This window comes from Flavobacterium lotistagni, assembly GCF_011392125.1.
In the GTDB taxonomy this organism is placed as follows: Bacteria; Bacteroidota; Bacteroidia; order Flavobacteriales; family Flavobacteriaceae; genus Flavobacterium; species Flavobacterium lotistagni.
Genome location: NZ_JAAJBU010000003.1, coordinates 1 through 14,383, shown reverse-complemented (window position 1 = coordinate 14,383; position 14,383 = coordinate 1). Strand labels below are relative to the sequence as shown.

Here is a 14,383-nt window from a genome sequence, read left to right as displayed (position 1 = left end):
CGAAAGGCCGTCTTTTTATATTACTGTGGGCGGAAACTGTACTTCATAAATCAATATGTTAGCAATACCTTCTGTAGTTTCTCGCGAATATTTGTTTGAAAATGGAAAAATTATACTCGCAGGTTTATCTAAACATTCGCATACATAAAATAATGCAATCCCTAAAGTCTGGGCTTTCGTAGATAGTGGACATAAGTAAATATTTGTAACAGGCTTTATCTTATTTTCTTTGGCAATAAACTTACTTATCATTTCTGCTGTTATAAAAGGATCATTGGCTGGCGCAAGAATAATGTTATCATCATCTACAGAAAAATTGCCTGAGGACACATCCTCTTGCGCTTCATAAACTTTTAAAACATTTTCTTGAAACATATCTGCTTTCAAAGATGGAAACCCTAATATTTGTACCTTTTTTGACTCTGGTTTGGCTTTAGCTATTTTAGCAATCATTTGATAATCATACCCCGAGCCAACAATCAATAAATCATTTGAAGTGTTCGGATTATGGCTATTTAAACATCCACTAATAGTTCTAATTTCCATAAAATCATCTGAAAAAAGAGTATCCTCTTTTTTCACATAATTGGTTGGTTCAGTATATATGAATTGAATGCTTTCAACCCCTGACTTCTGTAATAATCTAACTAAAAACACGAGATATGGTCGAATAAATCCAGTAATGTCAATACAAACCTTTCGCGCGCCTTCAAAAAAGGATTTTGATTTATTGTAATAATCTGTGATAATTTGACCTTCGTCTAGATTTGCGCTGTAAGAATAATTGTATACCGAACCCTTAAGATGTGATAGTTCTATATCTTTAAAAAGATATTCTGGAAATATAATCCAGTGTTTATTTACGCAATTAACATTATCAAATACAAAATTTACTCTCTCTGATTCGTTATATGCTGAAATAAATAATTCGTGATCAAAAGTTTCTGCTATTAACGTGGCATTTACATTTTCTAATTTCGATTTGAATAAATATGAATATTTCATACTTCGAATATATCAAAAAGTGTTGGAGAAGTGTTAGTATTAAAGGGCGCATTATATTTTATTTTTTCAGCATTCATCATTACACTGAATTCACTTGCATCTTCCGGAATGAAGATTGATTTCATAGTAGTAAAATTTAAATCAATTATACCTCTTCTGCTAAGTGACAATTCCCATTCAACGGCTAATAATCCGTTCAATTGATATGTATCATACCGACTGTGAGTATTTTTATCTCGTCTTTCAGCCACTTCAATAATATAACTGTATTGTTCTAAAAAATTAATTATGTTAGAAATTTCAGTGGGTACAAATTTCGATTTAATTGAAAAAGTAGAAATAGAACATTCTGGAGGAACATCGGCAAAGCGTAATTCTCTCAAATAATCACACAATCTTTCGATTGAATTTTTAGCCATTGAGCCTTGATCCCCAGGAATTCTAGCATCTTCTATAAACCATTTCGCCGTATCTTTGATTGCATTTAATTGTGATTGTGCTGAAATCTTAGATTTGATAGACTTAAACGTAGTTAACTCGTAGTATTCATTCCATTTAAAAATATGCTTCATTATTATAAGTGCATGTCTGGGAATACCGTTTGAAATTTTAATTATGTTGTCAAATCCGATTGCTGTATTTATTTTTTCACCATTTTCCCTTGCTAGCGCATCTAAAATATCATATTTGAATTTCTGAATTATTTTTGAATGCTCATTCTCAACTTTGTGTAGCGCATATTTTGAACAAGCGATGGCGATATTTTCAGAAGCCAAAACTAAATCGGAACCTTTTTTCCACTCTCGATAAAATAACATTATGTTGATTCTTTCTAGAAGTATATTTTCGTTGAATGTTAAATTAGAAATTATCCGATTCCTAATATTTTTAAATTTATATAGACTTAATTTTCTACTTAATTCCCGAAAATGACCTTTATCACCACTTTGCATTTTCTTTAAAAAAGCATCTTCGTCGAATACTTCGAAATATTGTCCAATTTGATCTTCAAGAATTTTAATTCCAAATAGTTCAAGTCTTTTTATACAAATGTCACTAATGAATTTCTTATACCCAGACTTATTTTCCCTGAAGTTACTATCAATATCGAGAAATTCAAACTCCGACCCTGCTTTTATCTCTTCTCCTGCGCTAAGAGTTTCATACGTTCTCATTCCATAACGCCTAGCGCCAATTTTAAAGCAAACAGGATTTCTTCTTTCACGTATTAGGGTATTAAAATATTTCTGTTGATCGACTGTGAAATTTTCATATTCATCAAGCAAATAAAGAAACCTAATTCCGTTAAACTCTTTAACTTCTCTCTCTAAAATTTCAGGAATTCCAAAAATCAAACTTCCCGGACTCGCGAGAATCTCAACCGTTTCAGAAACATTTCTGTTAGTAAATGTTTTATTGTTAATTGCATAATCTATTGACTTTTGCAGGTCATTAAAATATTTCACCAGATGGCTAAAACTTTTTACATTATGAGTTACCTCAGTTGTATCCAATAAGTTCATTATTTCTAATGTAACTGAGTGTTCATTTGGAATCGTCAAAAACCTATCTTCCAATATTTTTATGATGTTTTGGAGGAGCAACTGACTTAGCCATAGCTCTAGATAATATGAAAAAATCGTTTGCCAATCCTCTGTTGTTTCTTCTTTGTCCTTAAACTTATAGCCATTAAGTCCTGAACATCTTAAGTAGGTGCCCAAGTATCCATCCTCATTTAAGCCTGCAATAATTTTTTCCTTCCATCTCAAACTTTGTGACGAAAAAGAAAAATGTTTCATTATATGTGTTTTACCGCTTCCCTTACTTCCAAGAATAATCATAGGCATATCAGAATCTGGCTTAACAATTCCCTTAAATCCTGTACTCATAGGAAAATCAACCCAATACTTATTGAGTTCCTCATCGGTGTAATCTACTGCTTTAGTAATATTAAAAGGGTTACTCTTCTTTTTCATATTTAGTAAATCTTATGTGCTCGCTTAAAAATTGCATACCACGGCAAATCATCTTCATTATACCAAATCACTGGTAAAGTATTATCCGGAGTATTATGATTAAACGCTAGAAGAAATTGACCGTCTTTATAACCAAATTTATCTCTTTCACTAAGTGCGTCCCTTTTATGTGAAGGTAAAATAGAGTATGCTCGGTTATAAATTGAAGCAATTAGTTTTTTTCCCTCTCTACCTGTAAATGTATGGATTTTACCAACATCAATTTCATCTGGCTTACTTTTAAAAACTCTTGAATTAGAGTCGAAAATTCTAAATGAGTTATCTAATTCTAATACAGAATCCACAATATTAATGCTAGTATTACTTCTGATATATTCCTTTCCCTCCTTAGTTCCCAATAATAGAAAATAATATGTTTTTGCTGATGGAAAATTCGTATTGATTATAGGGATTACTTTTTTTGTGTATGAAACCATTTGATTTCCGCTGCCGCATATGTCATCTAGAAACACAAAATGCTCAATTTCTTTAGGAGAAGTTATAATTTCTGATTCAGAAATAAATAGATCCTTTTTTAATTTGTTTTGAGTACGGAAATCGTACATCAATCTTGCACTACTTTCGGAAGGGTTGCCTACAATTACGAATCTAGTTTTATTGAGTATTTTTTTTAGTTCGTTTTGAATGATTGTGTCATCAAGAGTGTTTGCGTTATTTCTGCGGATATTTTCAATGTGTGGATATTCAAAAAAATCTCTGTAAATTGAAATTAGCAGCTGCTTAATTTGAAAGTCATTAAAAAAGATACATTGAGATAATAAATAAAGAGCGTGAATTTTTTCATCATCTTCAAAATTACTCAACCATTGCATCACTTTTTTATAGGTAATTTTTCCATCCCAAAGTGTTTCGTTTAACAGCTTGATTTTTTTATGTAGTTTTTGCTCTAGATCCATTTACACTTTTTTAAGTATTAAGACCCATTCACAAGTAATCACACTAGCTGTTTTGTTTCTTTTTGTCATTAAGCCATAAGATTTAATATCGTCCACCAAACGACACACCGTTCTGAGGCCGTTTTCTTCGGCTATTTGCCTTAAATATTCTTGAGTCTTAAATTCTTGATTGCAAACTTTATTATTAGCTGCTATAAGCACGAAATATCTGTTCTTTTTTAACACTCTTGCAGATTCAATAATCGCTTGTTTCATTTCTATTAGATAATTTGCAGCAATATGTGCTCGTAGAGGGTTAATTTTATAAATTTCTTGAAGGAGTTTATCTGCATCAGTAATTCCAGTAACTTTTAGATTTAGATAATCCTTTTTAGAGTAGTGTTCTCTTCCAATATTCGCTTTGTCTAATTCTCGCAAGTTATCCTTACTGGAAAGTTGTGTCCACCCTAAATTTAAGCTACATGCCCTAATATATTTCTGAGCACCTGCATATGGTGGCGATGTAATAATTAAGTCAATGCATTCATTCTCTATATTTAACTTTCTCGCGTCTTCAGATGCAATTTTAGTCGTAAGCACGTTGGTGTTTAGAGCCTTTTTGTTTTCAAATCTTTTTATATTCTCAGCGATAATATCACCAAATTTTTCAAAGACATTTAAACTCTCTAAACTTTTCAATTTTGCTTTTGATTCATCAAAAAATGGATGTGTGCTATTAGTTTCTCGATTAAGTTTTGCTTTAACCGGAACAGATATTCTAGAATCTGCTAAACTTACCTTTTTAACGCAATTAGAAAAACACAACAAGAAAAAATCTTTATAATCTTCATCTGAAATCGTATTGATCGCTTTCAAAACAGAGTATAATTGTAATTTAATACTTGGAAGAAACCAGTAATCAATATTAACAACATCGGGAAACTTTTCGTTTTCATCAATGACAGTACTCTCTATTTCAATTTTTAAGATTTGTGATAAGTTTTTTAAAACGCCAACATCGTAGTTGGTTGTTTTAACTTTTGATATAAGTCGTGCTAACGGATTTGAATCACAGCCAACAGCATTTTTGTTTGCTAAATTGGCTTCAAGCAAGACAGTTCCAGAGCCACTAAAGGGATCTAAAACATATTCGTTCTTTTTAGCAAAAAAGTCGTTATTAAGAAAGAAATATGGAATATGAGGAAGGAGCTTTGCTGGATATATATGAATCGAATGTGTCGCCCGTTCTTGAAATTTAATATGGCTTACAAGTTCTTTGAAATTTACGGGTATAGGTTCTTGGTTCTTAGAATACGCTTCTAAAAAATCTGTAAAAATTATATTTAGATCATTTACCTTGGATTCCAAACAAATACTATATTTGCCGTAAATGTAACTTTCCTAAATAATATAAAAAAATTTAACGTAAGCTATTGCAAAGGCATACAATTCGACAACATAAAAACGGCTAGCTTGCAAAGCCCTGATTTTACTCACAACAACTCCCTTGGTTCGAGCCCAAGAGGGGGAGCATAAAAAGGGTAACATTTTCATGTTACCCTTTTTTTATGCGACTAACTCAGGGCGAGAACGAGAGCCCAAGAGGGATTTGATATTAAGAGGAGCGCTGCCAGTGACAGTGAGGTACCGCGAACTTTAGTTCGCCTAAAGCTCCGAACCCAAAGGGTTTGACCAATTTCCCTAAAATAAGCGTTGTGAATTCGAACCCTTTGATTGAGAATTCGCTTGCCTATTCAATTCTCATTCATAAAAAAACAAACAATTCTGTAATCAAAAACATTATTATCTTCGCGGCGAATAAATCATTGTATATGCAATTATTCCCGGCCGCGTAGTTCAACGGATAGAATAGAAGTTTCCTAAACTTTAGATCCGGGTTCGATTCCCGGCGAGGCTACCAGAACCGTCTACAAAGGCGGTTTTTTTATACTACGACTTCTGTTTTTTCTCGGTGAGGTATTTCCAGTAACGTTTCGGCACGTGCTGAATGTGCAATCGCATATTTTTTCGGGCCGGAATATTGGTGCTTTTGAAATAGTCGTTCCAGAGCAAACCATAAAGCTGTTCTTTACCGTCGAGTAAATCGGGCGCTAATGTTGCGCTACTTTTTACCTCTGGCAGTTGGTCTAAGACGATTTCTGTCACGGTTTCAAGATCGTAAAACAAGCCATATTTTCTTTTCAAATCATAAATAATCCAACGTTGGTCGGCGTACCGGTTTCTAAAGAAACTCCAAATCAAAGGCAACACATTGAAGTCTGGCTCGATAGAAGCATAAAAAATCCCGTCGGCGGTTTCCTGAAAACGGATGAAAGCTTTCATGCGATGTGCTTCCCGATTCACGCTGCGATCGGCCTGAGTTAGGGCAATCACTGCCGGATGACCAAAATTTTGCTCAGCGCCTTTTGTATTATCGAAAACATAACAAGCGAAATGAAAAAGTTGTTGGTGCGTAGCGGCATCTTCTGACAAAAAGGCTTTGTAAAACCGAAGTTGCCCATCTTTTCCGATTTTACTACCGAGACCTTTCCAAACTCTTTGGGCTTTAGTTTCGTCGCTAATGACTTCTATGGTTTCGTCTAGTAAGCTGGGCTCAAAATTTTGTTGTGACACCAATTGAATCGAGCCGGGCTTTCTTTCATAATATTCAAAAATCGCCGTGAGTAAACCTTCTAGCGTGCCATCAAAAACAAAAATAACCATCAGAAAAGGGCAAGTTGATTCTGTGGTACTTTCAAATATTTGCTTTGGCTCTGTCCGAGAATCATTGCCTTGAGATGCATTGCATCCGGAGCATTGAGCTGAAAGACGCTATCAGCACAACGAATAAAATGCTTGGCCTTGTTGTAAGCAATTCCCAATTTCCGTAATTGATCTGAACGCAACTTGCCAAACTTTCTGGCCTTAACGATTTTCTGGGCAGAACCTACACCTATACCCGGAACACGCAAAATCATCCGATAATCCGCCGTATTGATATCTACCGGAAACTGGTCTAAATTGCGCAAAGCCCATGAGAGTTTCGGGTCGATATCTACATCCAAATGCGGGTTTTGGGCATTGAGAATCTCGCGGACATCAAAACCATAAAAGCGCATCAACCAATCGGTTTGATATAGGCGATTCTCTCGCAAAAGTGGCGGCTGGCTTCCAATAATCGGCATACGATCATCGTAACTAATCGGGATATATCCTGAATAATAAACCCGTTTAAGTTCGTAATTTTTGTAGTACTCGTCAGCGCTGTACATGATTTCCATATCGGTTTCAGGTGTGGCTCCGATGACCATTTGCGTACTTTGTCCGGCTGGAACAAATTTAGGAACGCTTTTAATGATCTTTTGCTCGTCTTTCAAGGCGATGATGCTGTCTTTAATGAATCCGAGCGGCTTTTTTACCTCTTCGTGGGATTTCTCTGGAGCGAGCAATTTGAGTCCGGCTTCGGTGGGCATTTCTAGGTTGATGCTCATGCGATCGGCATACAAACCGGCTTCAGTGAGCAATTCCTGACTGGCTCCGGGAATAGTTTTCAGGTGAATGTATCCATTAAAACGATGCTCTAGACGCAACTTTTTGGCAATACGAACCAAACGTTCCATCGTAAAATCGGCATCTTTGAAAATTCCCGAACTTAGAAACAATCCTTCAATATAATTGCGGCGGTAAAAATTAATAGTGAGTTCGACCACTTCCTCCACGGTAAAAGCCGCGCGTTTGATGTCATTGCTTTTGCGCGAAACACAAAAAGCACAATCAAAAACACAATGGTTGGTTAGCAAGATTTTAAGCAGCGAAACACAACGACCATCTTCGGTGTAAGTATGACAAATTCCGGAATTACTTGCGTCTCCTAATCCTTTGTTTGCGTTTTTCCGATTGCTACCACTAGAAGAACAAGACACATCGTATTTGGCAGCATCGGCCAGAATTTGGAGTTTTTCACGGATTCTATCAGACATGATTTGAGGTTTTTGATGTCTTAAAGATAGAGAGAAATAGACACATATTGGTTTTAGACAAAAGTTAAAAAACAACATCAATAGTACCTTTGTGAGTATTTTCAAAGCTCAAGTCTTTTTAGAAATCTCAATTGCATACAATTTCAATATTGCCAATATTTTCTGATATTATCAAAGATTTATTGGTGTGAAAATTAAAATTGATTAAGAATTACCCATCTAATCTGTAAAATAATTTTATATTTGAAATCCCCGTTTCTACCACAAAAGTGCTCAAGTTTTCTGACGCACTGCTGATTCTCTATCATTATTGGATGCCCAAGAATCTGTCTAGTCCATGACCGAAGGCTGTAACTTGCTATTAACCCAATACAGATGCCCTTAAAAATACACTACATACTTTTGCTGCTTTTATGCTCTACTGCCGTATTCTCACAATCGGCAACTGCTTTGGAAAACACATCCGAAAAAACTACTGATGGTGTTGCAGAAACTCTAAAACCAGCAACAGTATTTCAGAAAAAAGACTTACCTTCTAATCAAAAAGTCAGCCCTGAAATTATATACATCATCAACGACAAACCTGTCAGTCGCGAAGAATATCAAAAACAGCTTAAGAAAAATTAAACTACAAAAGCATGAAATCAACTTTCTCTTTTTTGGTTGTTTTTCTGATGCTTTTACTTGGCGTTCAAAACAGTTATGCCCAACCACCGAATGATGCCTGTGCCTCTGCCGAACCACTTACTGTGGGCGTTGGCAGTTGCAACTCAATTCTTTACACCAATGTTGCAGCCACTTCTGTGGGCGATCCGAGTGTGCCAGCTTGTTGGCTTCCCAATAGTTTAAGTCACTCGGTTTGGTTTTCATTTGTAGCTACTGTACCCGATATTGAGATTTCAACAAATTTTGGTGGAACCCTATCCAATACGCAAATTGCCGTGTACAGCGGAACCTGTGGTGCGTTGACTTTTTTGGGGTGTCAGGAAGACGTAAATACGGCCGGAGGATTGTTGCACACCAACATGATTCTGCACGGTCTAACGGTAGGAAATACTTATTACATTTTGGTCGACGGAAACGGAAATACTACTGGAGATTTCGGAATCTGTACCCAAGAATCGCTCCCAGTTGGTCCTGCGTTGCCTACTCAAGATTGTAGTGGTGCGCAAACCTTGTGTAACTTAAACAGCATCAGTGTAGGAGATGGTGCTGGTGGCGTAGGAACTTCACAAGAATTTCCAAGTTGCTTTGGTGCTCCCGGTGAAAGATCATCTAATTGGTACACTTTTACTGCGGCAACCTCTGGAACGTTGTGTTTTACCATCAATCCGAATACAAATATTGATTATGATTTTGCGGTATACAACTCCACAGCCAGTTGCCCGGGTGTGGAACTCAGTTGCAACTGGAGCCCGACTTCGCCCATTACTGGATTAGGTTGCCCTGGCGGACAATGTGAAACTTGCCTGACCGTAACAGCAGGTCAAACTTATAGCATTTTAGTGGATCGATTTACTGCGGCTTCTAACTCGGGGTTCACACTCGACTTTGCTGGAACAACAGCTACTTTTGCCAGCCCGAACCCCACTTTTACCGCTACTACCGCTTGTATTGGAAGCCCAACACAATTCACCAATACCACCAACGGAAATTTTACCTATAGTTGGAATTTCGGTGACGGATTCACATCCAACCTTGAAAATCCTAGCCACACTTTTGCCACAACTGGCCCTCACTCAGTAACGCTTTTACTTACAGCTGTTCCTGGTGGATGTCAAAATTCGGTGACACAAACCGTTACGGTCAATCCGTTGCCGACCGTAAATGCCGGAACGGCTTCTTCAGTTTGTAGCGGCGGCTGTGTTAACTTAAGTGGATCAACCAATGCTGTAGGTGCTACAGGCCCTGTTTCATTCAGTAATAATAGTGTTTTCAACATTCCTGATAACGACCCTACAGGAGTTTCTTCTACCATTAACGTTTCTGGAATTAGCCCTGTCACCCTAAGCAATACTTCGATTGTATCGGTTTGTATCGATATCACACACGACTTCGACGGCGACTTAGATATTTATCTGGTTGCGCCTAATGGAACCCAAATCGAACTTTCGACCGATAATGGCGGAGGAAATTCCAATTATACTAATACTTGTTTCTCATCTACTGCCACTAGTGCTATTACCGCTGGTGCGGCTCCATTCACGGGAACTTTTACTCCTGAACAAGCGTTTTCATTGCTCAACGGCAGTGCCATCAATGGTACTTGGCAATTGTTTGTAGTGGATGATTCTAATATAGATGTGGGAACCATAAACAACTGGTCGATTGCCTTGAACAACAATCTTCCTGCATTCTCATGGACACCGACTACCGCCATGACCAATGTCAATACCTTGACACCAACGGTTTGCCCTACAGCTCCCACCACATACACTTTAACAGCTAATAATGGTCCGGGATGTACCGCCAGTAGCCAAGTAACTGTTGGAGTGACCGCTGGGCCTACTGCTGTCATTCAATATACCGCTGGAACTTATTGCACCACTGCTTCAGCTCAAACGGTAACCTTAACAGGTACTGGCGCATACACAGGTGGAACTTATGCTTCCTCGGCAGGTTTGTCCATCAACCCTTCAACCGGAACTATAACGCCAAGCACCAGTACTCCTGGGCCTTATATTGTTAGTTACACCATCCCTGCTTCTGGTAGCTGCTCCTCCATTACAGTAACTACTAATGTGACTATCACAGCTCCGCCCATAGCCGGAACACTCAGTGGCAATCAAAACATCTGTGTAGGACAGACTTCCTCCTTTACTTCAACTTCCGCTGGTGGCACTTGGACTTCTTCAGATGTAACAGTCGCTACTATTGGTAGTGTTTCCGGGCTGGTGACTGCCGTGGCGTCCGGAACTGCAACCATGACTTATACCGTTTTAGGAACTGGTGGTTGTGCGAATGTGTCTGCTACTCGGACCGTGACCGTAACTGCGCCGCCGGTAGCTGGAACTTTAAGCGGCAATCAAAACATCTGTGTAGGACAGACATCGGCTTTTAGTTCTACTTCTTCGGGTGGCACTTGGGTTTCTTCTGATGTGACAGTCGCTACCATCAATAGCGCTTCCGGATTAGTTACTGCTGTTGCGTCCGGAACTGCAACCATGACTTATACTGTTTTGGGAACTGGTGGATGTGCGAACGTGTCTGCGACTAGAACTGTAAATGTAACTGCGCCGCCTATAGTCGGAACACTCAGTGGCAATCAAAACATCTGCGTAGGACAAACATCGGTTTTTGCTTCAACTTCCGCTGGTGGTACTTGGGTTTCGTCAGATGTAACAGTCGCTACTATTGGTAGCGCTTCAGGACTCGTGACTGCGGTGGCGGCCGGAACTGCAACCATGACTTATACCGTTTTAGGAACTGGTGGATGCGCGAATGTGTCTGCGACTAGAACTGTAAATGTAACCGCGCCGCCTATAGCCGGAACACTCAGCGGTAATCAAAATATCTGTGTAGGACAAACTTCCTCCTTTACTTCAACTTCCGCTGGTGGTACTTGGGTTTCGTCAGATGTAACAGTCGCTACTATTGGTAGCGCTTCAGGACTCGTGACTGCGGTGGCGGCCGGAACTGCAACCATGACTTATACTGTTTTGGGAACTGGAGGTTGTGCGAACGTGTCTGCGACTAGAATTATTACTGTAACTGCGCCGCCTGTGGTTGGAACTTTGAGCGGCAACCAAAACATCTGTGTAGGACAGACATCTTCCTTTGCTTCAACTTCATCTGGCGGAACTTGGGTTTCTTCAGATGTTACTGTCGCTACTATTGGTAGCGCTTCAGGACTCGTGACTGCGGTGGCGTCCGGAACTGCAACCATGACTTACACTGTTTTAGGAACTGGTGGTTGTGCGAATGTGTCTGCAACTAGAATTGTGACAGTCAATCCTTATCTTTCCCCAACAATTAATTGTGGGGTATCTTCTACAACTTCGGTGACTTTTAACTGGGCAGCTCTGGTTGGGGCTACTGATTATTCAGTGTCTTATCAAATCAATGGTGGTGCTGTAGTCAATGTCGGTAGTATCGGCAATCTGCTGACGTATTCTGTAGGTGGGCTTTCACCCGGAGATTCCGTGGCTTTGGCCTTAAACCCGATTGGTTCTGTAGGAACCTGCTTTAACCCTAGCTCGGCTACTTGCACAGCCAATAATTGTACTCCACCAACGGCCAATATTATTTATCCTGCTACCAATGTCTGCACTACTGATGCTCTGCAAACAGTAAATTTGACCGGAACAGGAACTTTCTCCGGCGGGGTTTATTCTTCAACTGTTGGGCTTTCCCTGAATGCCGCTTCTGGTGATATCAATCCAAGTAGTAGCGCGCCTGGGCTTTATACGATAACTTACACTCTGCTTGGAACTGCAGGTTGCCCTAACGTGACAGCCGCGACAAACATTTTTATCACCGCGCCGCCTATAGCCGGAACACTCAGCGGTAATCAAAATATCTGTGTCGGACAGACTTCTGCTTTTACTTCAACTTCCGCTGGTGGTACTTGGACTTCTTCAGATGTAACTGTAGCTACTATTGGTAGTGCTTCAGGATTAGTTACTGCCGTGGCTGCCGGAACTGCAACCATGACTTATACCGTTTTAGGAACTGGAGGTTGTGCGAACGTGTCTGCGACTAGAACTGTAACTGTAACCGCGCCGCCCATAGCCGGAACACTCAGCGGTAATCAAAACATCTGTGTAGGACAAACTTCCTCCTTTACTTCAACTTCCGCTGGTGGCACTTGGACTTCTTCAGATGTAACAGTCGCTACTATTGGTAGTGCTTCAGGACTCGTGACTGCCGTGGCGTCCGGAACTGCAACCATGACTTATACGGTTTTGGGAACTGGAGGTTGTGCGAACGTGTCTGCGACTAGAACTGTAAATGTAACTGCGCCGCCGGTTGTCGGAACACTCAGCGGCAATCAAAACATCTGTGTAGGACAGACTTCCTCCTTTACTTCAACTTCCGCTGGTGGCACTTGGACTTCTTCGGATTCGACCGTCGCTACTATTGGTAGTGCTTCAGGACTCTTGACTGCCGTGGCTGCCGGAACTGCAACCATGACTTATACTGTTTTAGGAACTGGTGGTTGTGCGAATGTGTCTGCGACTAGAACTGTGACTGTGACTGCACCGCCTGTGGTTGGAACTTTGAGTGGCAATCAAAACATCTGCGTGGGACAAACTTCCTCCTTTACTTCAACTTCCGCTGGTGGCACTTGGACTTCTTCGGATGTTACTGTCGCTACTATTGGTAGTGCTTCAGGACTCGTGACTGCCGTGGCTGCCGGAACTGCAACCATGACTTATACTGTTTTAGGAACTGGTGGATGCGCGAACGTGTCTGCGACTAGAACTGTAACTGTAACCGCGCCGCCCATAGCCGGAACACTCAGTGGCAATCAAAATATTTGTGTAGGACAAACTTCCACTTTTACTTCAACTTCCGCTGGTGGCACTTGGGCTTCGTCGGATTCGACCGTCGCTACTATTGGTAGTGCTTCAGGACTCGTGACTGCGGTGGCTGCCGGAACTGCAACCATGACTTATACCGTTTTAGGAACTGGTGGATGCGTTAATGTTTCTGCGACTAGAAATGTGACCGTCAATCCCTATCTCTCCCCGACAATCAATTGCGGAGTTTCTTCCACTAATTCTGTGACCTTTAACTGGACCGCTGTTATCGGAGCGACTGATTACTCGGTGTCTTATCAAGTAAATGGCGGAGCGATAATCAATATCGGAGTAATAGGCAATCTACTCACTTATGTCGTTGGTGGGCTTTCACCCGGAGATTCAGTGGCTTTGACCTTAACGCCTATCGGAGCAGCGGGAACTTGTTTTAACCCTAGCTCGGCTACTTGCACAGCCAATAATTGTACTCCACCAACGGCTAATATAATTTATCCTGCTACCAATGTCTGTACTACTGATGCTCTGCAAACAGTAAACTTGACCGGAACAGGAACTTTCTCCGGAGGGATTTATTCTTCAACTGTTGGGCTTTCCCTGAATGCCACTTCTGGTGATATCAATCCAAGTAGTAGCGCGCCTGGGCTTTATACGATAACTTACACTCTGCTTGGAACTGCAGGTTGCCCGAACGTGACAGCCGCGACAAACATTTTTATCACCGCGCCGCCCATAGCCGGAACACTCAGTGGCAATCAAAATATTTGTGTAGGACAGACTTCCTCCTTTACTTCAACTTCCGCTGGTGGCACTTGGACTTCTTCGGATGTAACTGTAGCTACTATTGGTAGTGCTTCAGGACTCGTGACTGCCGTGGCGTCCGGAACTGCAACCATGACTTATACCGTTTTAGGAACTGGTGGATGCGCGAATGTGTCTGCGACTAGAACTGTAAATGTAACCGCGCCGCCTATAGCCGGAACACTCAGCGGTAATCAAAATATCTG

General features: G+C 40.1%; 8 protein-coding genes and 1 tRNA gene. 3 read left to right on the top strand and 6 right to left on the bottom strand.

What is annotated here, in order from left to right:
* Positions 1 to 15: 15 nt before the first annotated feature.
* Genes G4D82_RS04865 through G4D82_RS04850 form a run of 4 tightly spaced genes read right to left on the bottom strand, consistent with a single transcriptional unit; the run spans position 16 to position 5,284 of the window.
* Entirely contained in the window at positions 16 to 1,005 is a 990-nt protein-coding gene (locus G4D82_RS04865) for a hypothetical protein (RefSeq protein ID WP_166335120.1), read from the bottom strand.
* Positions 1,002 to 2,981, bottom strand: a complete 1,980-nt coding sequence (locus G4D82_RS04860; protein WP_166335117.1) for an ORC-CDC6 family AAA ATPase — start codon at positions 2,979 to 2,981, stop codon at positions 1,002 to 1,004. The genes G4D82_RS04865 and G4D82_RS04860 overlap by 4 nt, the downstream gene beginning before the upstream one ends.
* 2 nt (positions 2,982 to 2,983) lie before the next feature.
* A complete protein-coding gene (locus tag G4D82_RS04855) occupies positions 2,984 to 3,937 on the bottom strand; it encodes a phosphoribosyltransferase-like protein (protein ID WP_166335115.1) in 954 nt (317 codons plus the stop codon).
* Positions 3,938 to 5,284 carry a DNA methyltransferase gene (locus G4D82_RS04850; protein ID WP_166335113.1) on the bottom strand — a complete coding sequence of 449 codons (1,347 nt, stop codon included), beginning with the start codon at positions 5,282 to 5,284 and terminating at the stop codon, positions 3,938 to 3,940.
* A 478-nt stretch (positions 5,285 to 5,762) separates the two neighbouring features.
* On the opposite strand from G4D82_RS04850, the gene G4D82_RS04845 reads away from it, so the two are divergent.
* Positions 5,763 to 5,837: transfer RNA gene (locus G4D82_RS04845), tRNA-Arg, on the top strand.
* Positions 5,838 to 5,866: 29 nt separating this feature from the next.
* Here G4D82_RS04845 and G4D82_RS04840 read toward each other — a convergent pair.
* Positions 5,867 to 6,640 carry a TIGR03915 family putative DNA repair protein gene (locus G4D82_RS04840; protein ID WP_166335111.1) on the bottom strand — a complete coding sequence of 258 codons (774 nt, stop codon included), beginning with the start codon at positions 6,638 to 6,640 and terminating at the stop codon, positions 5,867 to 5,869.
* Positions 6,640 to 7,899: a putative DNA modification/repair radical SAM protein gene (locus G4D82_RS04835; RefSeq protein WP_317167561.1), complete on the bottom strand. Its 1,260-nt coding sequence runs from the start codon at positions 7,897 to 7,899 to the stop codon at positions 6,640 to 6,642. The genes G4D82_RS04840 and G4D82_RS04835 overlap by 1 nt, the downstream gene beginning before the upstream one ends.
* Before the next feature lie 372 nt (positions 7,900 to 8,271).
* Between G4D82_RS04835 and G4D82_RS04830 the strand changes: the two genes are divergently transcribed.
* Both G4D82_RS04830 and G4D82_RS04825 read left to right on the top strand, forming a co-directional pair.
* Positions 8,272 to 8,523, top strand: coding sequence for a hypothetical protein (locus G4D82_RS04830; protein WP_166335107.1), 252 nt, complete (start codon positions 8,272 to 8,274; stop codon positions 8,521 to 8,523).
* 11 nt (positions 8,524 to 8,534) lie between these two features.
* The coding region (locus G4D82_RS04825) for a beta strand repeat-containing protein (protein ID WP_207788125.1) at positions 8,535 to 14,383 on the top strand (5,849 nt) is incomplete at its 3' end.

Excerpts from the sequence above, each read along its gene's own strand:
- G4D82_RS04865 (WP_166335120.1), bottom strand. The coding sequence starts at position 1,005 with ATGAAATATTCATATTTATTCAAATCGAAATTAGAAAATGTAAATGCC.
- G4D82_RS04860 (WP_166335117.1), bottom strand. The coding sequence starts at position 2,981 with ATGAAAAAGAAGAGTAACCCTTTTAATATTACTAAAGCAGTAGATTAC.
- G4D82_RS04855 (WP_166335115.1), bottom strand. The coding sequence starts at position 3,937 with ATGGATCTAGAGCAAAAACTACATAAAAAAATCAAGCTGTTAAACGAA.
- G4D82_RS04840 (WP_166335111.1), bottom strand. The coding sequence starts at position 6,640 with ATGGTTATTTTTGTTTTTGATGGCACGCTAGAAGGTTTACTCACGGCG.
- G4D82_RS04830 (WP_166335107.1), top strand. The coding sequence starts at position 8,272 with ATGCCCTTAAAAATACACTACATACTTTTGCTGCTTTTATGCTCTACT.